General features: G+C 67.4%; 10 protein-coding genes. 3 read left to right on the top strand and 7 right to left on the bottom strand.

Annotated elements, in window-relative coordinates; genetic code table 11:
- Positions 1 to 100: 100 nt before the first annotated feature.
- Both ACOGJB_RS18055 and ACOGJB_RS18050 read left to right on the top strand, forming a co-directional pair.
- A complete protein-coding gene (locus tag ACOGJB_RS18055) occupies positions 101 to 3,559 on the top strand; it encodes a carboxyl transferase domain-containing protein (RefSeq protein WP_419840767.1) in 3,459 nt (1,152 codons plus the stop codon).
- A gap of 157 nt (positions 3,560 to 3,716) precedes the next feature.
- Entirely contained in the window at positions 3,717 to 3,851 is a 135-nt protein-coding gene (locus ACOGJB_RS18050; RefSeq protein ID WP_419838465.1) for a hypothetical protein, read from the top strand.
- Between the two features lie 215 nt (positions 3,852 to 4,066).
- On the opposite strand, the gene ACOGJB_RS18045 is transcribed toward ACOGJB_RS18050, so the two are convergent.
- The 6 genes from ACOGJB_RS18045 to ACOGJB_RS18020 all read right to left on the bottom strand — a co-directional run bounded on the left by ACOGJB_RS18045 (position 4,067) and on the right by ACOGJB_RS18020 (position 16,415).
- The gene (locus ACOGJB_RS18045) at positions 4,067 to 7,045 is read right to left on the bottom strand and encodes an ATP-binding cassette domain-containing protein (RefSeq protein ID WP_419838464.1); all 2,979 of its coding nucleotides are present in this window, start codon (positions 7,043 to 7,045) and stop codon (positions 4,067 to 4,069) included.
- Positions 7,042 to 9,240, bottom strand: a complete 2,199-nt coding sequence (locus ACOGJB_RS18040; protein WP_419838463.1) for an ATP-binding cassette domain-containing protein — start codon at positions 9,238 to 9,240, stop codon at positions 7,042 to 7,044. The genes ACOGJB_RS18045 and ACOGJB_RS18040 overlap by 4 nt, the downstream gene beginning before the upstream one ends.
- A 16-nt stretch (positions 9,241 to 9,256) precedes the next feature.
- On the bottom strand, positions 9,257 to 10,192 hold the full coding sequence (locus ACOGJB_RS18035; protein WP_419838462.1) for a hypothetical protein: 936 nt from the start codon (positions 10,190 to 10,192) through the stop codon (positions 9,257 to 9,259).
- A 33-nt stretch (positions 10,193 to 10,225) separates the two neighbouring features.
- Positions 10,226 to 12,748: a CaiB/BaiF CoA transferase family protein gene (locus ACOGJB_RS18030; RefSeq protein ID WP_419838461.1), complete on the bottom strand. Its 2,523-nt coding sequence runs from the start codon at positions 12,746 to 12,748 to the stop codon at positions 10,226 to 10,228.
- 111 nt (positions 12,749 to 12,859) lie between these two features.
- On the bottom strand, positions 12,860 to 15,397 hold the full coding sequence (locus ACOGJB_RS18025) for a CaiB/BaiF CoA transferase family protein (RefSeq protein ID WP_419838460.1): 2,538 nt from the start codon (positions 15,395 to 15,397) through the stop codon (positions 12,860 to 12,862).
- A 100-nt stretch (positions 15,398 to 15,497) separates the two neighbouring features.
- Positions 15,498 to 16,415, bottom strand: a complete 918-nt coding sequence (locus ACOGJB_RS18020; RefSeq protein ID WP_419838459.1) for a hypothetical protein — start codon at positions 16,413 to 16,415, stop codon at positions 15,498 to 15,500.
- 84 nt (positions 16,416 to 16,499) lie between these two features.
- Between ACOGJB_RS18020 and ACOGJB_RS18015 the strand changes: the two genes are divergently transcribed.
- Positions 16,500 to 18,569, top strand: coding sequence for a polysaccharide deacetylase family protein (locus ACOGJB_RS18015; protein WP_419838458.1), 2,070 nt, complete (start codon positions 16,500 to 16,502; stop codon positions 18,567 to 18,569).
- A 127-nt stretch (positions 18,570 to 18,696) separates the two neighbouring features.
- On the opposite strand, the gene ACOGJB_RS18010 is transcribed toward ACOGJB_RS18015, so the two are convergent.
- Positions 18,697 to 20,052: an LLM class flavin-dependent oxidoreductase gene (locus ACOGJB_RS18010; protein ID WP_419838457.1), complete on the bottom strand. Its 1,356-nt coding sequence runs from the start codon at positions 20,050 to 20,052 to the stop codon at positions 18,697 to 18,699.
- Positions 20,053 to 20,112 lie beyond the last annotated feature (60 nt).

The following is a 20,112-nucleotide window of genomic DNA, read 5'->3' as shown; positions in this document are numbered from 1 at the left end:
GTAAACACGCGGGCGGGAATTGCGTGCAGCGGTCGCAGTGAGCATTTCGCGGTCGCCTGCGCCGGTGGGCGACAGGGTCGCAGACAGGGAGTCGGCATCGATGGGCCTCAAGAAGCTATTGATTGCGAACCGCGGCGAGATTGCCGTAAGGGTGGCTCGGGCTGCCAGCGAACTCGGTATCAGCACGGTCGCGATCGCCAGCAGCGATGACGTCACGTCCCTGCATACACGTGTCGCCGACGAATCATTCACGCTTGACGGGCGGGGCGTCGCTCCGTACCTCGACGCCGACCAAGTTGTCCGCGTCGCTGCGGAAACCGGTTGCGACGCCATCCATCCCGGCTACGGGTTCCTTGCTGAGAATCCGGCCCTGGCGCTGGCTGCCAAGTCCGCCGGCATCACCTTTGTCGGGCCGACTGCGCTGCAGCTGGAGCTCTTCGGCGACAAGCTCGCCGCCCGTGCGCTCGCGCAGCAGCACCATGTGCCGCTGCTGCCTGCGACCTCCGAGCCGACATCGGTCGAAGCGGCGCGAGCCTTCTTGGACGAGCACGGGCCGATGATGATCAAGGCCCTCGCCGGGGGCGGCGGGCGCGGCATGCGCGTCGTCCGCTCGGCTGACGAAGTCGAGGCGGCCTACGAGCGGTGCGCCAGCGAGGCTGCCGCCGCATTCGGCAATGGCGACCTCTACGTCGAGCAATTGATCGAACGCGCCCGCCACATCGAGGTGCAGATCGTCGGCGACGGCGAGTCGGCGGCGCATCTGGGCGAACGGGAATGCACGCTGCAGCGCCAGAACCAGAAGATCGTCGAGATCGCTCCCTCGCCCACCTTGGCGCCCGAGACTCGCCAAGCCGTCTGCGATGCGGCTGTCGAGATGGCCAAGGCAGTCGGCTATCGCAGCCTTGGCACGTGGGAGTTCCTCATCGATGCCGACGACCCGAACACGATCGCCTTCTGTGAAGTCAACGCTCGCATCCAGGTTGAGCACACGGTCACCGAGGAAGTCACCGGCGTCGACCTCGTAGCCGCACAGCTTCGGATCGCAGGGGGCGCCCGTCTGGCCGATGTCGGCCTGACGCAACCCGATGTGCCGTCGCCGCGGGGCTATGCCGTCCAGTGCCGGGTCAATACCGAGACGATGCAGCCCGACGGCACCGCCCGACCCAGCGGCGGCGTGCTCGGCGCCTTCGAACCGCCCACCGGGCCGGGCATCCGCACCGATACCTACGGCTACGTGGGCTATGGCACCAACCCCAGCTTCGACTCGCTGCTTGCCAAGGTGATCGCCTACAGCCCCAGCCGCGACTACGCCGACGCTGTGCGCAGGGCGCGCCGGGCACTGGGCGAATTCCGCATCGACGGCGTGGCCACGAACCAGGCATTCCTCGCGGCGCTCCTCGACCGGCCCGAGGTGATCGCCAACGAGCTCACCACCAGCTTCGTGGCCGACCACGCCGAGGCACTGTGCGCCGCTGCTGCGCAGACGGCAACGGTGTGGACGCCAGTCGAGGCGGTTGCCGCCGCCGGCGTCGCCGGCAGAGCGGGTGCCGTCGTCGACAACGACCCGCTGGCGGTCTTGCGCCACGGCGACATTGACGACGCTCCGGCCGACCGAGCCGCATCGGATGCAGTGCGCGCTCAAGCCATGGCGGCTGGCACGGCGTCGCTGCAAGGCGCGTCGGCAGGCGCGTGGCACTCCAGTGTGCCGGTGGCGACGGTCACCGGCCCCGACGGCAGCATCGCGGTGGCGGCACCGCTGCAAGGCACGATCGTCTCGCTGTCGGTGGCCGAAGGCGACCCGGTAGCCGAGGGCCAGCAGGTCGCCGTAATGGAAGCCATGAAGATGGAGCACGTGGTGACCTCGACGGTCACGGGCATCGTGCGCATGGTCGGTGTGACCCCCGGCGACACGGTGTACGACGGCCACGCGCTGCTGTTCGTCGAGGAAGCCGAAGTCGACGTGGAAGTGACTGAGGCTGCCGCAGCGGTCGACCTCGACTACATCCGGCCCGACCTGGCGGAGGTGTTCGAGCGCCGCGGCTTCGGCCTCGACGAGAACCGGCCCGACGCAGTTGACAAGCGCCACGGACGGGGTCATCGCACCGCACGGGAAAACATGGCCGACCTTGTCGATGCGGGCACGTTCGTGGAATACAGCCCGCTGATGGTGGCCGCGCAGCGGCGCCGTCGCTCCATGGAGGACCTGATCGCCAACACCCAAGGCGACGGCATGGTCGCCGGCGTGGCCAGCGTCAACGGCGACCTGTTCGGTCCCGAGAAATCCATGGCCATGGTGATGTCGTATGACTACATGGTGCTTGCGGGGACCCAGGGCGGGAACAACCACCGCAAGAAGGACCGTATGTTCGAGATCGCCGAGCACAACCGCCTGCCGGTGGTGCTCTTGGCCGAGGGCGGCGGCGGTCGTCCGGGCGACACGGACGGCATCGGCGGCTCCGGTCTGGACTGCTGGGCGTTCACGTTCTTTGCGCAGCTCAGCGGCCTGGTGCCGATGGTGGGAGTGACCAACGGACGCTGCTTTGCCGGCAACGCAGTGCTGCTCGGGTGCTGCGATGTGATCATCGCGACCGAGGGCTCGAATATCGGCGTCGGCGGCCCGGCCATGATCGAAGGTGGGGGCTTGGGCGTGTTTCGCCCCGAGGAAGTCGGCCCGGTCGATGTGCAATGGCCCAACGGCGTCATCGACGTACTCGTCGCCGACGAGGCCGAGGCGATCGAGGCAGCCAAGCGGTACCTGTCGTACTTCCAGGGCGCCATCGACGAATGGGAATGCCACGACCAGCGCGAGCTGCGCCACGTGGTGCCCGAGAACCGGCTGCGGGCCTATGACGTGCGCGAGGTCATCGACAAGCTCTGTGATGTGGACTCGGTGATGGAATTGCGTCGTGGCTGGGGGCCCGGCTGCGTCACCGCGCTGGCACGCATCGAAGGACGCCCGATCGGGGTGGTGGCCAACAACAACCACCATCTCGGCGGTGCCGTCGATGCCGACACCGGCGACAAGGCCGCCCGGTTCATCCAGCTGTGCGACGCACATGACATCCCGCTGCTGTTCTTGTGCGACACGCCCGGGATCATGGTGGGCCCCCAGGCCGAGTACGAGGCCACGGTGCGTCATGCCGCCCGCATGTTCGTGACAGCGGCCAACGTGACGGTGCCGTTCATGACGATCGTGCTGCGCAAGGGCTACGGGCTCGGCGCGCAGGCCATGGCGGGCGGCAGCTTCAAGGCGCCGACGTTCACCGTTGCGTGGCCGACGGGCGAGTTCGGCGGCATGGGCCTCGAAGGGTTCGTGAAACTGGGCTACCGCCGCGAGCTCGAGGCCATCGAGGACCCCGCCGAGCGCATAGCCGAATACGAAAAGCGGGTCGCCCGGCTGTACGACCAAGGCAAAGCCGTCAACACCGCCACGTTCTTCGAGATCGACGACGTCATCGACCCCGCCGAAAGCCGCGACTGGATCCGCATGGCACTACTCGCTGCGCCCAAACCACCGACACGCACCGGCAAGAAGCGCCCCATGGTCGACACCTGGTAACACACGCCTCGCAGCACACATGCCGAGTCCTCTTCGAGTCCTCACATGCTTATCGAAAGCTCGGCAATTCCGCGCGACCGCCGCGGGCCGCGGCGTCGCGCGGACCCTCAGTGATCTGTGCAATTGGCCGACATAGCTCACCCCGACATGGCTCGCCGTGGCTGAACGCCAAGACCGAGCGACTGCCGAGGCTGCCGCTCAGCCTCCCGGGGGAGTCCTCGGCGGGGTGTCGGGGCTGGCAGTCCAATTGTTCATGGCCCAGTTGGTTGCCGGCCTGCCGCCGCCGCCTTGAATCTGTTCCATTTCAGCGTCTGCCAGCTGCACTGGCACATCGCCCTGCTCCTGGTCAGTTTCGCTGTCGCCGCTGCCTGACGCGGTTTGCGCCTCTTTGTTCATCACTCACTCCACAGATGGTGCTTACTCACGTCACCATACCGCAGTCGACAAGCCGGACCCGTCCAACACCGATTCACCGCCAATGCCCCACGCAGTGCCGTCGTTGGCATCTCACAGCAGCTGCCGCTGTACCAGCTCCCGGAACGGCCCCGTCTCGTCGAGCAACTCGTCGAAGCCGCCCGACTGCACGAGTTGCCCAGCGTCCAGCACGTAGATCCGGTCGGCTCGCCGGATCGTCGACAAGCGATGCGCGACAACGATGCGCGTCGCCCCCAAAGCCTCGATGCTGCTCATGACCTCTGCCTGGCTGCGGGCATCGAGCCAGCTCGTGGCTTCGTCCAAGATGACGATGCGCGGGTCGCGCACCAGCGCCGCAGCGATGCGAATACGCTGAATCTGCCCGCCGGAGAAGATGCTGGAACGGTCGCCCACCATCGTCATCATCTGCATCGGCATGTCAGCGATGTCGGCATCCACCGCGGCCAGTCGAGCAGCCTGCCAGGCGTCTTCGAGCTTCAGATCCTCCGACATCCCGATGATGTTCTCGGCCAGGCTGCCGGGCTGCAGCGAGCTGTCCTGGGGAACCACGCCAATCTGGCGTCGAACCGAGCGCCGGTCGAGGTTGCTCAGATCGCGGCCGTCGAAATACACAGCACCTCGCTCAGGCGTCTCCAGACCCAGCATCAGACGAACCAGCGTGCTCTTGCCCGCGCCTGAACCCCCGACCAGGGCGATGAACTCGCCCGGCCTCGCCTCGACGCACACCTCGTCGAGCACCAGCGGCGAATCCGCGTCGAATCGGAAGCTCACCCGATCCACCACCACCTCGCCGTCGAGCCGGACCGGGGCGAGCGTCGAGGCATCCCGTTCGGGCATCGATGCCAGCACCGGCCGAATCTGCTCGTAGGAAGTGAACGCCTCCGCGAGAGCCTCCATGGCGCGGCCCAGATCTGCCACAGCCACGTACAGCGTCAGCGACGCCGCCAAGGCCACGACGAAGTCGCCTGCGGCGACGGCATCGCCTCGGACGAGCGCTGCGGCGCACAGCACCGCAGCGAACGCGAACGGGAAGGCAGTGCCGAACGCCACCGAGTGCTCATCGATGCGCGAGCTGCGAATCTCCGCCAGCTGTTTGTCGCGGTAGGCGCCCGCCCACGAAGCGAACGTCGCCGCCTCGGCCCCGCAGGAGCGGATCTTGGCGACGCCGCCGATGAACTGGAACAGGCGCCCCGACAGGACGCGCACTGCCTCGTGCCAGCGTCGCTGGTGGGGCATCTGCGCCAGCCCGAGCCCCGCGATCACCACCAGCGAGACAGCAGTCATCGCCACCGCGATCGAGGCGAGAAACGAGTCGTAGAAATAGAGCAGCCCCAGGGTGGGGAGCAGGAACACGACCGATGACAGCACGCTGGCGACGACTCCTGAGAACAGGTCGCGCAGCCGCTGAAAGGTCGCCATTCGCACCGCGAGCTCACCGGCCACGGCATCACGGAAGAACGGCAGCGGCAACGCCAGCAGGCGATCCCACGCCGCAGCGCTCAAACGAGCGCCGATCCGCGCCTCGAGGCGCATCAGCGTCACGCCGCCGAAGACCGACAGCACTGCTGCGCCGACGGTGAAAACGGCCAGCGCCGCGAGGATTCCGACGAGCGCTTCGGTTCGCGCGAAGGGCAGCGCCCAGTCCGTCAGCATTCCCAGCGCGATCGCTGGTGCCTGCGTCAGCAATGCGGCTACCAGCCCGGCCGCGGCGATCCGGATCAGGTCCGTGCCGACGCCATGCCGTGTCAGGCGCACCAGATCACGCAGCCGCACCGGCTCGCTGTCGTCGAACTTGGGGTACACGATCCAGGCTGAAGGCATGAACTCACCTGCCGACGCAGCACTCACCCGTGTGGCGCTGCCATCGGCGCGGACTGCTCGATAGCCGGTCAAGCCCGGCAGCAGGGCGACGGGCTCGGATCCCTGCTGGGTGTAGCCCAGCATTGCGCCGCTGTCGGAGCGCCACCAGCGATCCTCGGGCGCCAAGCGCACTCGTCGTGCCCGCAGGCCTGACGCGACAACAATCTCCTCAAGTGTGGGCGGCGGCGCCGTCGCCGGCCGGCGAGGCTCGCTGAACTCGATGCCGCTGTGACCTCCGATGAGCGACAGCACGGCCATCAGTGCGGAGTCGTGCGGTGTCGGCGCAGGCCGCGCGGTACCGCCCAATGAGTCCAGCGCCGCGCGGGCCCTCTCGCGCACTGTCCGGCTCTGGGCACTGCGGGCACTGCGGGCGTTGACCTCATCGACAATTCGGAGCCGACGATTCAGCGCCTCGGCGTCGAGCGCCAAGCGGGCGAAGTCTCCCAGAGCCCCGAGCAGCTCGCCGCTTCGCGCCAGCTGCTCCGCAGTGCCTGTGCGTATCAGGACCGCAGCGTCAGGGTGCGCGCCGGAGTCGGCAGCCGACAGCGTGACCCAGCTCTGCGCCGTGAGGGGAAACCAGATCGGGCCTTCGTCGGCGCTGCGGGACAGCGTCTCGGTTCCCAGATAGGACGCTGGGAAGGCTGTATTCTCCTGCTCCGGCGACACCCAGACCACCTCCGCAGGCCGCACGGAGAGCACACAGTCAGCGGAGATCTCCTCCGCCGATCCGGCTTCGATCAGCCTCGTGGCGCGCGGCCGCGATTCGATGTCGGCAGTGACTGCGTGAGCGAGGTCGCCAACCCACAGGTCCGCCTGTCGCGCAATCTCTGTGAAGAGCACGCCGTGCCCGTCGATGGCTTGCGCCCGCACCGTTGCGGTGTCGAGCCTGCGCAGGCGGGTGCCGACGACGCCCTTTGCCAGCACCGCGAACGGCCCGTCGAGCTCGGGCATCCCGAACACCAAACGGCCTGCTTCGGCGCGCAGCAGATGCTTCGCCGCCGCGACGACGCGTCCGTCGCTGCGCTCGGAGCAGAACACATCGAGCGCTCCCTGCTCGACGAACCAGACGTGGTGGGCGCCGTCGAGACGCACCGGCGCGTTCGCCGCAGCAGCCATCGGCACGCCCGCTCGGTCGGCGAGACGTCCGAGCCCTCCGCCGGATTCTGCTTGCGCTGGGCCGGGGGCGCTCACTGCATCGTCACCAGGTCGAAGTAGAGGCCGTCACGATCTGCCACCAGCTCGTCATGTGTGCCGCGCTGGCTGGGCCTCCCGCGCTCGAGGACAACGATCTCGTCGCAGTCGCGGATCGTGGCGAGCCGGTGGGCCACGATGACGCAAGTCAGCCCCCGGCGCCGCAGCGCGTCGTCGATCTCGCGTTCGATGACTGCATCGAGCGTGCTCGTGGCCTCGTCGGCAAGCAGCATCGTGGGGTTGCGAGCAAGAGCCCGTGCAATCTCGAGCCGCTGCCGCTGGCCGCCGCTGAAGTTGCGCCCTCCCTCAGTGACCTTCGCGTCGTATCCCCCGGCACGGCTCATGATCACCTCATGGATGCGCGCATCACGGGCGGCCTCGACGATCTGTTCGTCGCTCATGGCGGTGTTCCACATCGAGAGGTTCTCGCGTACCGATGCCGCGAACAGGTGAATCTGCTGATCGACCGAAGCGAGCGAGTCGGCCAGCACCTCGCGGGGGATCGCCCGCCGCGGCGCGCCGTCGAAGAGGATCTCGCCGCTGTCAGGTGCAATCTCGCCGCTGATGAGGCGCAGCAGCGTGGACTTGCCCGATCCGGTAGGGCCGACCAATGCGACCCGCTGGCCCGGTCGGATCGTGAGATTCAGCCCGTGGATCAGCGGCGCACGCTCACGGTCGAAGCCGAAGCTCACGTCGCGCAGTTCGATGCCGCCGACGAGACGCAAACGGCCCTCGAAGGTGGCCACGCGGCTGTGCGCTGCTGAGGGTTCCTCGCTCTCGTCCGCGACCGCATCGGGATCAGGCGGTGCATCGAGCACGTCCTGCACGCGCCCCAGGTCGGCGTCGAGCACCATGAACTCGTCGGCGAACTGGACGAAGCGTCCGATCGGCACCAGGAACGCACCGGCCATCACATAGAAAGCGATGAGCGAGCCGACGCTGAGCTCATCAGCGGCGACCTGCCAGCCACCGATGCCGAGCACGGCAATGGCGCCGATCATCGTGAACAGCCGCGGCAGCGCGCCAACGACATAGCCGAGCTCGGCGAATTGCTGCCGTGCTGCAAGTTCGCGTGCCTGCTGACCGCTCCAGCGGACGAAGAAATCGTCCTCGGCCGCCGTTGCACGCATGGCGTCGAAGTCACGGAGCCCGGCTGCTTCGATGCCTGCCATCGTCGCCTGCTCGTGCCGGAACTGGCGCTCGGTGTCAGCGCGAAGCCTGCTGATCGCCAACATGACCAAGATGGCGACCGCAGCGATCGCCGCAACGAGCACTGCCAAAGACGCATCGAGCGTGAACATCACCACCAGCAGCACGAGGCTCGCGAACAGCTCGATCACGATCCATACCGCGCCGCTGGAAGCCCCGTGCGCGACTGCGTCGACGAGGTGCACACGAGAGGTGAGATCGCCGGCGAAGCGGTGCTCGAAGAACTGGGTCGGCAGGCAGAACAGGCGGCCCAGGAAGCCCTGCGCCCCGCTGACCGACAGCCGCACCGCCAGTTTGCGGAACATGTACTGCTGGAGCCAGACCAGCAGGTACATCGCACCGCCGGCGGCAGCCATCGCCCACGCGACCGGTGCGCCCCAGCTCCGCTCGGCGCCTCCCAGCACGCTGTCCACGAAGATGCCCAGCAGGATCGGCAGTGCGGCGCCGGGCACCGCGGCCAGCAGCCCCGCAAGCACGCAAAACGCCAGCGCTCCCTTGGCCGGCGACAGCCACGGCCACAGCTTGCGCACGATCCCCGGCGGCCGCTCGGAGCGGGCGAACGATTCATCGGGCTCGGCCTTGAGCACGATGCCGGTGAACGCACGGTCGACGGTCTGCGCGCTCACTGAGCGGCGCCCGTTGGCAGGATCGTTCAGGTAATAGCGGCCGCGCCGGATGCCTTCGAGAACCACGAAGTGGTTGAACTCCCAGAACAGGATTGCCGGGCACTCAAGGTCAGCCAGGCCGTCGGTCTCCATGCGCCATCCGGTGAGGCTCAGCCCGTAGCGCCGGCCCGCTGCCACGACATCGGCCGCACTGGACCCGTCGCGGGTCACCTTGCAGGCTGCTCTCAACTCCTCGGTGGACACGCTGCGCCCGTGGTGCGCGAGCACGATCCCCAGACATGCGGCGCCGCACTCCGAGGCATGCATCTGGGGGATGACCGGCGTGCGGCGCACACGCCGCGGCCCGGGAGTCATGCGCATGGCCGCTGCCCTCCTCTCAGCGACGACCGATGAGCAGTTCGATCGGCCGTCGCGAGGCCGTGACGATGCGGGCGGTGCAGCCGAGCGCGGCATCCGTGCCCGACCCGAGCGCCGGCGCATCTGCGAGCGGTTGCGCGAACTCCGCGATCACTGTGGCGTCGGCGGTTGCTCCCGCGGAGAACTCCGCGCCCGGCGAGCCGAGGACGGGCGCTGCTGCGTTCACCTCCGTGACCGCAGCATCGCTGAGCACGCTGTCGGAGCTGGAGCGTTGCGTCCAGCCGACACTCACCTTCATGCCGGGGCGTGCACGCGCTGCATCTACGCCCGTGAGGAAAATCGTCGCCTGCGGCGGGCCGTCGGCGGCCTGGTGGATCTCGGCGATGGGCGCGCCGAGCATCAGCGTGTCGCCGAGGCGGGGGGCGGAGGAGACCAGGGTGCCCCTGAAGGGTGTGCGGACCAGCGTCCCCGATGCTTCGACATCAGCCAACGCCTCGGCTTCCGCACGGGCGGCGACAGCGTCGGCGCTGTCGGGGTGCTGCGCGCCCAATGCCGCGGCGCGGACCCGCGCCAACTCCGCGGCGAGGCTGACCTCAGGCGACGTCACCCGCAGCAGCGGTGCCCCCGAGGCCAAACGGTGGCCAGGCCGAGCGAGGACCTCGGTGACGACGCCTGACACTGTGGCTGTGACGGTGTGACGCTCCCCTGCGGGCCGCAGCGAGCACGGCCCGCTCACACCCGATTCCAGCCGGCCGGCGAAGCTCCACACCACTGCGGCGACGATCATCGCTGCCAGCGCCAGCAGCACCAGCCATTCGTGCGGTGCGCTGACGCGCAGGATGCCATCGATCGGCGCGACGCGCCCCCGGTGCTCGTACGCGCTGCGGCGGTACAGCGGGTTGCTGCTCGGGACGGCCGACCCCTCAGCGGGCTCCTCGGTCTGCTGCGATGTCATGTGCCACCCAGATTGCTGCGGACCCAACGGCGGTCAGGCCAGGAGTTCGGCGACGGCGAGTTCTGCTATGCGGTCGCTGTCGTAGCCGAGGACGTCGGTGAGGATGTCGAAGGTGTGCTCGCCGAGTGTCGGGCCACCGTAGGTGACCTGCGCTGAGGTGCGCGACAGCACGAAGCGGGAGGCGTCGACGACGGTGGTGCCCTGCTTGGCGTGGGCAACCTCGACTTGCTGGCCCCGGTGAATGATCTGCGGGTCGGCGGTGTACTCCGGCGAGTTCTGCACGATATGCGCCGCCACGCCGACATCCTGCAGCCGGTACATCAGCGCGTTTCCGTCTTGACCCCGGGTCCACGCTGCGATGACGTGGTCCAACTCGTCGTGACGCTGGTGGCGCTGCGCCAGCGTCAGGTCTCCCAGATCGCTGCGACCCATCTGGGCTGCCAGCGAGTGCCACTGGCTGTCGTCGACGCAAGCGATCGCAATCCAGTTGTCGTCATGGGCTTGCGTTGCACCCGTCTGGTAGACGCCTTGGGGAGCAATGTGGCTGTCTCGGTTGCCCACCCGTTCAGCCATGCGGCCGTTGACTGTCTGGTCGAGCAGCGCAGGCGCCATGAGGTGCAATGCCGCCTCCGCCTGGGACATGTCGATGTGCTGGCCTTCGCCGGTGCGGCGCCGGTGCTCCAGCGTCCCCATGACGGCCGCAACCAGCCAGCGCGGCGACGTGTAGTCGGTGTAGGCGCCGAACGGTCCGCACGGTGCACGGTCGGGCCAGCCGACCGGGTAGAAGAACCCCGAGATGGCCGCGGCCATCGTCCCGAAGCCGGCCAGCATCGCCAGCGGGCCGGTCTGGCCCATCAGGCAGCTCGACGCCATGATGACGTCCGGCCGACGTTCGCGCACCTGCTCCCAGCCCATCCCCCAGCCCGCCATGGCCTTGGGCGAGAACGACTCGACGATCACGTCGGCCCAGTCGATGAGATCCCAGATGACATCGAGCGCCGCGGGCTTCGACATGTCCAGACAGATGCCCCGCTTGCCGGCGTTCATGTTGTTGTAGAGCGCCGAGTACTCGGGATCACCCACGTCGTCGCGGAACGGCTGCAGCGAGCGGGCCACCTCGAGTCGGGTCTCGGACTCCACCCGGATGATGTCGGCGCCATAGTCGGCAAGCACCCGCGCTGCTGCGGGCCCGGCCATCGCCCACATGAAATCGAGCACCTTGACGTTCTCGAGCGGGCGGGCTGACGAGGGCGTGTGAGCGGACACGTCTGCGCCGGTTGCCTCGATCCGGGGACGAGTCTGCGCCGCCGACGCCAGCTCCCCGAGCACGTCATCGGTGTGCTGGCCGAGCTTGGGCGGCGGGCCGAGCGGCGGCATCGGCGTGGCGCCGAAACGGGCGTAGCGACCCGGGTACGTCACCTCGGTCTGGCCGTCCCCGTCGACTTCTTGGGCAACGGTCTCCCAGTACTCGCGCGCCGCCAACTGGTGCGAATCGATGACTTCGGGCGTCGTCGACACCGGCGTGATGAGCACCCGACGGCTCATGGCCGCGTCGAGCAGCTCGGCCTTCGTCTTGGTGGCGAAGAAGTCAGCCAGCACCTGCTTGAGCCGCTCGTACTCTGAGACCGGCTCACGGCCATCAAGCAGCATCATCGCGTACTCGGTCCAATTCTTGTCTCGTGTGGCTTCGTCGCAGAAGCCCTCTTCGCACACCCAGTCCATGAGGTTCTGCGTGAAGGCCCGAAAACCAGGCCCGAACAGGAACGTGACCGAGGCATGGCCGTCCGCGCAGGGCCACATCAGCTGGATGTGCAGACCCTCCACGAGCACCCCGCCCGCGTGCCGGATCGGCGGGGTGGCTCCGATCGGCGTCGAGAGTGCGTACGACTGGCAGGCCTGATTCATGCTCTGCTGCGCCGACATGTCGACGTGCTGGCCGAGGCCCGAGACTGTCTGGCGTTCCCACAGGGCGATGAGCGCCGCGCCCGCTGCCTCGGAGGCTGCGTTGTGGAACGCCTGGGGCAGCAGTCCCCCGGTGCGGACCGGCGCCCGATCGGAGTCGCCGGTCATGGCCATGTTCACCGCGGAGGCCTGCAGCGTGAGGTCCGACGCCATCCAGGTCGCCTTCGGCCCGTCCGAGCCGAACGGCGTGATGGACACGTACACCAGCTCGGGATTGACCTCCGACAGAGCGTCGTAGCCGAGCCCGAGGCCGTCCATGGCCCCGGCGCCGGCCGACTCGATCAAGATGTCCGCCGCAGCTGCCAGCGCCTTGAGCTGCTCAGCGCCCTCGTCGGTGCGCACATCGAGCACCACGCTGCGCTTGCCGCGGTTGTAGGCCCAATGGTGCAGCGACCTCTCGGGTCCTGCAACATCGCCGGCAAAGGGGGCCAGCCGCCGCGCCGATGAGCCCTCGGGCGGCTCGACTGCGATCACATCAGCACCCATCTGGGCGAGGATCGCCCCGCACAGGTGGCCCCGTTCATCGGCGAGGTCCAGCACCCGGAACGGGCTCAGCATCGATGTGGGCACAGCATCTTCGGGGGCGTCAGGCATCCCGACATTTCAGCACGGACGCGCACTGCGGTGTGTTGGGGAGATGAGTCGGCCAGCGACGTCGTGGACCGTGCGGCGAGCGATGATCTACGTCGCTCGCTCACGGGATCGCTACTCCAGCAGTTCAGCTATGGCCAGTTCGGCAATACGGTCGCCGTCATAGGCGAGCGTCTCAGTCAGCACCTCGAAGCTGTGCTCGCCGAGCGTCGGGCCGCCATAGGTCACCGATGCCGGGGTGCGAGACATGACGAACCGGGTGTTCTCCACCGTCGTCGTGCCCTGCTTGGCGTGGTCGACCGCGGTGAGGAACTGGCGGTGCACGATCTGCGGGTCGACGGTGAACTCCGGCGAGTTCTGCACGATGTGCGCCGCGATGCCAGCCGCCTGCAGCTCGGCCATCAGCTCGTAGCCGTCGCGGCCCCGGGTCCACGCAGAGATGATCTCGTCGAGTTCGTCGTGGCGCGCATGGCGCTCGCTGGTGCTCAGCGACGCCATGTCGTCGCGCCCTATCGCGGCCGCCAGCGCAGACCACTGGCGGTCGTCAACACAGGAGATCGCGATCCAATTGTCGTCGAAGTCGTCCCCCGCGGGGCCGCCCGCTGCGGTCTGGTACGCACCCTGCGGTGCGAACACCAGATCCCGGTTGCCCCCCGCCTCCCAGATGCGCCCGTTGGTGGTGCGCTCGAGCAACGCAGGCCCCATCAGGTGCAGAGCCGCCTCAGCCTGGGACATGTCGACGTACTGGCCGCGGCCGGTCTGGCGCTTGTGCTCAAGCGCCCCCATTATCGCGGCCACCAGCCAGCGCGGCGACGTGTAGTCGGTGTACGCGGCGAACGGCCCCGCCGGCGCCCGATCGGGCCACCCGACCGGATAGAAGAAACCGGAGATCGCTGCGGCCATGGTTCCGAAGCCGGCAAGCAGCGCAAGCGGCCCGGTCTGGCCCATCAGGCAGCTCGACGCCATCACCATGTCGGGGCGGCGCTCACGCACCTGTTCCCAGCCCATGCCCCAACCGGTCATGGCCTTGGGCGAGAACGACTCCAGGATCACGTCTGCCCAGTCGATGAGGTCCCAGATGACCTCCATCGCTTCGGGCTTGGACATGTCCAGCGCCAAGCCGCGCTTGCCGGCGTTCAGATTGCTGAACAGGGCCGAACCGTCGGGATCGCCGACATCGTCGTGGAACGGCTGGATCGACCGAATCGCATCGAGCTTGTTCGCTGATTCGACACGGATGATGTCGGCGCCGTAGTCGGCCAGCACCCTCGAAGCCGCCGGGCCGGCCATCGCCCACATGAAGTCGAGCACCTTGACGCCCTCAAGCGGCGGCGAAGTATGGGCCACCGGGGCGACGGCAGCGGGCACTGCCGGCAGGCGTTGTGCGGCGTCCAGATCGACCAAGACCTCGTCGGTGTGCTCTCCCAACCTCGGGGCGCGGCCCAGTTTCGCCAGCGGAGTCTCGGTGAACTTCGCGAATGCGCCCGGATAGCGAATTGCCGCAGGATCGAATGAACCAGCGCCGGCGTCAGACACGACATCGCTGTGATCGACGTCCTCCCAGTACTCGCGGAAAGCGAGCTGATGGGAATCCACCACCTCGCCGGTGTTCCATACCGGCGTGATGAGCACCCGCCGGGTCATCGCCGCGTCCAGCAATTCAGCCTTGGTCTTGGTGGCGAAGAAATCGGTGAGGATCCCCTTGACCCGCTCGTACTCCGAGACGGGCTCGCGACCGTCGAGCAGCATCATGGCGTACTCGGTCCAGTTCTTGTCCCGCGTGGCCTCGTCGCAGAAGCCCTCCTCATGCACCCAGGCCATGAGGTTCTCGGTGAATGCTCGGAAACCCGGTCCGAACAGGAACGTCACCGAGGCATGCCCGTCGGCACACGGCCACATGAGCTGTATGTCGATGCCCTGCAAGCTGGCGCCGCCGGCGATGCGCTGAGTCACGGTCGCATTCACCGACGCGTTGAGCGTGGACGACATGGAGGCCTGGCTCATGGACCGCTGGGCGGACGTGTCGATGTGCTGGCCCAGCCCCGAGCGGGTCTGGCGGTCCCACATGGCAATCAGCGCCGCTCCGGCGCCCTCGGATGCCGCGTTGTGGAACGCCTGCGGAAGCGTGCCGCCGGCGCGAAGCGGCGCCCGGTCCGCGTCGCCGGTGATCGCCATGTTCACCGCTGAGGCCTGCAATGCCAGGTCCGAATGGGTCCAATTGGCTTTCGGGCCATCGCTGCCGAACGCAGTGATCGACACATGAATCAGTGCCGGGTTGAGCTCCGCGAGCACGTCGCGGCCCAAGCCGAGATTCTCAGCCTCGCCAGAGTCGAATGACTCGAACACGACGTCCGCGCCGGCGATGAGCGCTTTGGCACGATCGACGCCCTCGGAGGTGCGCAGATCCAGCACCACGCTGCGCTTGCCCCGGTTATAGGACCAATGGTGCAACGAGCGCTCTGGATCTTCGACGTCGCCAGCGAACGGCCCGAGCCGACGCGCCGACGAGCCCTCCGGTGGTTCGATCGCGATCACGTCGGCGCCCATCTGGGCCCAGATCAACCCGGCCAGGTGGCCGCGCTCGTCGGTCAGGTCGATGACGCGGTAGTCAGCCAGAACGCCTTGTACATCAGTGTTCGTTTCCCCACTCATGGGCACATTTCAGCACGCCCGCCGGCGGTGACTTGCCGAGGGAGCAGCAGCGATATCCGATTCGTTCTCGATGCACGCCCGCAGACCGCACCTGCGGCGCTCATCCGCCCAGTTCCGGCCACTCCCCCACACTCGGCCGCGACCGGCCCGAGAGGTCCGCATACATCAGCGCGTAGGCGATCGCTGACAGCGCACCGAAAATGGGTCCGACGATCGCATTCGAGATGAAATCCCCGTATGGGCTCGGCAGTGCGAGCAGGCCAATCCACAGGATCAATCCGACCGCGATGTTCGCCAGGATGATCAACGACGAGCGTCCCCATGTAGCGGCCAGGTTTCCTGCGAGCAGTCGCCACCAGCGCGGGAAGGAGGGGAAGCCCGGCTCCACGTAGGCCACCACGAAGTGCATCTGGATCAATGGCATGAAGTAGAGGAAGGCGACCGCGATCCCGACGACGAAAGCGGCGACCCCCAAGTACGGATGCATGAAAGACAGCACGAACAACGCAATGCCGAGCGCTATGAGCATCACGAGAAACACTGCGAGGTAGACGATCGACAGCAGGAGTGCTTTCGGCACCCGCGCAAGGCCTGTTCGCAGTGAGCCTCCGATCGTTGAAAAGCGGCCCTCGACGTCATCCAGTGCGACCAGCGAGAAGGCGATGGTGGTCGCCCAACCGAGCAGCGAGACCAGCACACCCGCCGCGACCAGCAGCCCCGCATTGACCAACCGATCCCCCTCTGTCGATTCCAGCCATGCTTCGACTGCGACTTCGATGTCTTCGCTCTCAGCTTGTTCCTGCGCTGTCAGGTCGATGAGCTCTTCGAATCTGGGGTTCTCAAGGATTTCTTCGTTGACGATGTCGAGAGCCGACGTGATCGCAGCCACCGAGATGACCGCCACAGCCGCGGCGACGATGGCGATGACTGCGATTTCGCGAAAGCGCCGTCCGACGACATTAAACGTGTCACCGATCAGAGCCGGTATGGGCCGGTGCCGCCGGTCGCCAACTGCCACGGCGAGATGCTAGGTCGGCGGTCACTAGGGACTGCAAGCGGCGACGAACGACGTGCGATCAACAGGCTGTCGTAGCGTCGGCTCATGGACAACACGGCCTCTGGCCTGATCGCACCGCTGCCGGGCAGCTTGCCGCCGCACCGGGTGAGGTACCTGCCGATCACCGATCGGCCGCGGGTCCGGTGGCCCAACGATGCTCGTGTGGCGTTGTGGATCGCCCCCAACGTCGAGCACTACGAGTTCCTGCCGCCGCGTGACCCGCAGCGGAACACCTGGACGCGCTCGCCGCACCCTGATGTGCAGGGCTACGGCTACCGCGACTACGGCAACCGCGTTGGCTTCTGGCGCATGATCGAGGTGCTGGATCGCTACGGCATCGTCGCAACGGCCTCCACCAACCTCGCCGTGTTCGACCACTACCCCGAGGTCGGCTCGGCCATGGTCGAGCGCGGCTGGGAGATCATGTCCCACGGCATCTACAACACGCGCTACATCTCCTCTATCGACGAGACCGCCGAGCAGGCGTTCTACATCGAGTGCATCGAGGCACTGCGCAGCCACACCGGTCAGCAGCTGCAGGGCATGCTCGGGCCCGCTGTTTCCAACACCGCCCTGACGCCGGATCTCATGGCTGAGACGGGGCTGATCTACCACGCCGACTGGTTCCACGACGATCAGCCCGTGCCGCTGGCGACTCGGGGCGGGCAGCGACTCGTGTCGGTGCCGTACTCGATGGAGCTGAACGACGTCCCGGTGTTCACCCAGCATCACGACACTGGCGAATTCGTGGCGATGGCGCGTGCCCAGCTCGATGTGCTGCGCCGTGAGGCCGACGACTCGGCCGGCGGCCGGGTGATGTGCGTGGCCCTGCACCCGTACCTGATGGGCATGCCTCACCGGGTCGACGGGCTCGCGGCGATGCTCGAATACCTGATGGGCCACGACGACGTGTGGCAGACCACCGCCAGCCGGATCGCGCAGCACTACCTCGACCATCACTACGACGACGCCGTCGTCCACGAGCTGGCGCCGCCAAAACCCCAGCAGTCGCCGACGCGAGTCACAGCGAGCCCGCACCGCCTGGCCGCACCTCCGGCGCACCGGAACGTCGGAAAGGCATCCGGCACCGCCGCAACCGCCAGTCTGGGCCTCGCAACAACCCGTCAGGCCCCCTACGAATTCGGCCCGGCCCACCACCAGCGCGGCATGGACCACCCCTACTACGACTGGTCGCCCCTGCCGGGCCGTGCCGGCTTCGAGTGGCCCGACCACAGCCCCCTCGCGGTCGGCGCGGTGATCGTGCTCGAGCACGTCGAATGGGAGCCGCCGCCAGATGCGTATGCCTTGCGACGACGCAGCGGCGGGCTTGCTCGGCTGCCCGCTCCTGACTACCCGCAGCTCACCATCCGCGAGTACGGACACCGGGTCGGCATCTTCCGTTTGCTGGATGTGCTCGATCGGCACGGCATCGCCACAACCGTGGCTGTCGACGCGCTGACCGCCGAGCACTACCCGTGGCTGACGTCCCACCTCGTCGAGCGAGGCTGTGAGATTGCTGGGCGAGGCATCGCAGCGACCCAGCTCATCACCTCCAAGAACTCCGAGTCTGACGAGAGAGATGCCATTGCGCGAAGCATCGATGCCATCGAGGCCAACACTGGAATCCGCCCGACCACCTGGTTTTCAGCCGAAGGGGTTGAGTCGTTCCGTACCCCGGCGCTGTTGGCAGAGGCCGGAATCGACACCGTGTTGGATTGGCCCAATGACGAGCAGCCTTTCCTAATGACGACGGACGGCGTGCTGGCCGGGGTAGGTCGTCTCAAGGGCACTGCGCCGATGGTGTCGTTGCCGCTGTTCCTCGAAGCCGACGACGAGTTCGCACTGTGGCACCGGCGGGTGTCCCTGAACGGCTGGCACGAGATCGTTACGAAAGCCGCAGCCCGTATGCACCTTGACGGCACTCAGCATCCGGCAGGAGCGCGTCTGCTGATGCTGACGCTGCGTCCTTGGCTCGCCGGTCAGCCGTTCCGGGCCCAGATTCTCGACGCTGCTCTCGGCGAGGTGAACGCCCTCGGCGACATCCACACCGCAACCGCTGCTGAGTTGGCCGCACACACCCGCAGCTTTAGCGGCGGCACTCCTGCACAGACCTAAGGCCGAGGCGTTTTCTGTGCACAAGAGCTGTCTGCGACGGCACTTCTGCACAGATTTGAGCCCAACGCATTTTCTGTGCAAAAGAGCCGTCTACGGCGGCATTTCTGCACAGAAGTCAGGCTGACGGCTAGGTCAGGCGCCACGAACCAGGCTCGGGCACCTGCAAGCCGAGGTGGTCGCGCAGCGTGGTGCCCTCGTACTCGGTTCGGAACAGTCCACGGCGCTGGAGCTCGGGCACGACGAGTTCGACGAAGTCCTCGAATGCCCCAGGCATGTGTGTGCCAGCGATCACGAACCCGTCCACTGCACGCTCGGTGAACCATTCCTCGAAGTGGTCGGCCAGCTCGACCGGGCCGCCGACGGTCGGGTGAGCCAGCCGACCCCGGCCTGAGATCTGCACGAAGTCGCGCACAGTGGGATTGGCGCGCCCGGTGATCTGGAGCACCTGGTTGCGGATGCCCTGGATGCCCGTCATGGCGTCGAGGTCGTCGTCGGACAAAGGCTCGTCGAGGCCGCGGGCCGCGAAATCGAAGTTCAGCCCTTCCGACAGCAGGGACAGGTCGTCGATCAGCGTCGGCAGCTCGTCGTAAGCCGCTCGGCGATCTTCCGCCTCGGCCATGGTACGCCCGACCACCGGGAACGTGAGGTTGGTGATCTTCACCTGATCAGGGTCGCGGCCCAGCTCGGCGATCTGCGACTTCACCGCGCCGTACTGATCGACAGCGGCATCAAGCCGCACGTGGCTGACGAACAGCAGCTCGCCCCAGCGGGCCGCAAAGGCAGTGCCCCGGCCGCTCTGGCCGGCCTGGATGACCACCGGATGCCCTTGAGGCGTGCGCGGCACGGTGAACGGCCCCCGCGACGAGAACCACTCGCCGTCGTGGTCGAGACGGTGCACCCGATCGCCGTGGGCGTACACCCCGCTCACCCGGTCAGCGGCGATGGCGTCGGCCTCCCAGGTGTCCCAGTGGCCGTGGACGACCTCCATGAACTCGTCCGCCCGGTCGTAGCGCTCGTCGTGGGCAGGGGCCTGGACCAGACCCATGTTGCGTGCTTCGTTGTCGTTGACTGAGGTGACGACGTTCCACGCTGCGCGGCCGCCGGTGAGGTGGTCCAAGGTGGCGAACACCCGGGCCACATGGAACGGCTCGTAGTAGGTCGTGGAGTAGGTGGCGCCGAGCCCGAGCCTGCTAGTGGCCACGCCCATCGCGGTAAGCACAGTCACCGGGTCGAGCTTTACGCAGCGGATGCCTGCTTCCACGGTGTGACGGTGATCGCCTCCGAACATGTCGGGCATGGCGAGCCGGTCATCGAAGAAGCCCAGATCAAAACAGCCCGCCTCGAGCACTTCGCCGATGTGGCGGTAGTAGTCGAAGCTGGTTACATCGTGCCGGGCTTGCGGATGCCGCCACGCTGCGGGGATCGTCGTGCAGTTCTGCGCCTGCAGGAAACCCACCAAAACGATCTGGCGTTGCGCGTTCACGTCCAGCGATCGTAGAGAGTCCCGCTTACCGGCGGGCCGTAAGGGCGAGGTGCCAGACTC

The organism is Candidatus Poriferisodalis sp. (assembly GCF_965208895.1).
GTDB lineage: Bacteria > Actinomycetota > Acidimicrobiia > Acidimicrobiales > Poriferisodalaceae > Poriferisodalis.
This window is presented reverse-complemented; position numbering and strand designations above follow the sequence as displayed.

Excerpts from the sequence above, each read along its gene's own strand:
- ACOGJB_RS18015 (WP_419838458.1), top strand. The coding sequence starts at position 16,500 with ATGGACAACACGGCCTCTGGCCTGATCGCACCGCTGCCGGGCAGCTTG.
- ACOGJB_RS18035 (WP_419838462.1), bottom strand. The coding sequence starts at position 10,192 with ATGACATCGCAGCAGACCGAGGAGCCCGCTGAGGGGTCGGCCGTCCCG.
- ACOGJB_RS18025 (WP_419838460.1), bottom strand. The coding sequence starts at position 15,397 with ATGAGTGGGGAAACGAACACTGATGTACAAGGCGTTCTGGCTGACTAC.
- ACOGJB_RS18055 (WP_419840767.1), top strand. The coding sequence starts at position 101 with ATGGGCCTCAAGAAGCTATTGATTGCGAACCGCGGCGAGATTGCCGTA.
- ACOGJB_RS18040 (WP_419838463.1), bottom strand. The coding sequence starts at position 9,240 with ATGCGCATGACTCCCGGGCCGCGGCGTGTGCGCCGCACGCCGGTCATC.
- ACOGJB_RS18030 (WP_419838461.1), bottom strand. The coding sequence starts at position 12,748 with ATGCCTGACGCCCCCGAAGATGCTGTGCCCACATCGATGCTGAGCCCG.